This is a genomic window from Parendozoicomonas verongulae, from assembly GCF_009711465.1.
GTDB classification, from domain to species: Bacteria; Pseudomonadota; Gammaproteobacteria; order Pseudomonadales; family Endozoicomonadaceae; genus Sansalvadorimonas; species Sansalvadorimonas verongulae.
In genome coordinates, this window is record NZ_SMME01000668.1 from 2,603 (window position 1) to 3,180 (window position 578).

The following is a 578-nucleotide window of genomic DNA, read 5'->3' on the forward strand; positions in this document are numbered from 1 at the left end:
CTCAACTGCCAGATATTGTATAGCCGTTGATTCCGTGAGTGTTAATTGAGTTCTTTGTTGTTTTCCACGGCAGTGCACAAGGTTGAATTCGGCAAACCTGTTAACGGAACACGATGTGGTTTCACCGGGGTGGATACATGTATTGTCCGCAGGATGTATAGCAATACTGCCTGTCGATATGACATCTAATGACCGTAACGGAGCAAGGTCAATAGGCCTGTTCTTCTCTTCTGATGCATAGGTGGCAGATGCAGACAGGCCGATCATTATGCAGATGCTGGTGACAACAAAGCTCAGCCTGAAGATCATGTCCTTCCTTCCCATAAAAAGAACAAAGAAAATAGCACCGAAGCTGGCGGCCTCTTGATGACGTTGGTGTTTATGGCACAGAATTTTGTCCTGCCAGTGACACTATGGATTATGTCGGGTGCGCTTGTGTCTGGTGAGGTTGCCGGATGTGGTAAACGTTTTGTAGCATCCCTCCTGATCACAGACATAGGGTCTGGACCCTGTATGGGTGCGTTTGTGGGCGGTGAGATCGCTGGATATGGTAAACGCTTTATGGCATCCATCCTGAT

The 578-nt window shown here is 47.8% G+C and carries 2 protein-coding genes; one reads left to right on the forward strand and one right to left on the reverse strand.

Annotated elements, in window-relative coordinates:
* A partial coding sequence (locus E1189_RS25035) for a hypothetical protein (RefSeq protein ID WP_230460065.1) occupies nt 1-309 on the reverse strand: 309 nt, incomplete at its 3' end.
* A gap of 72 nt (nt 310-381) precedes the next feature.
* Here E1189_RS25035 and E1189_RS25040 point away from each other — a divergent pair.
* Nucleotides 382-578: hypothetical protein (locus E1189_RS25040; RefSeq protein WP_230460066.1), on the forward strand; the 197-nt coding region annotated here is incomplete at its 3' end.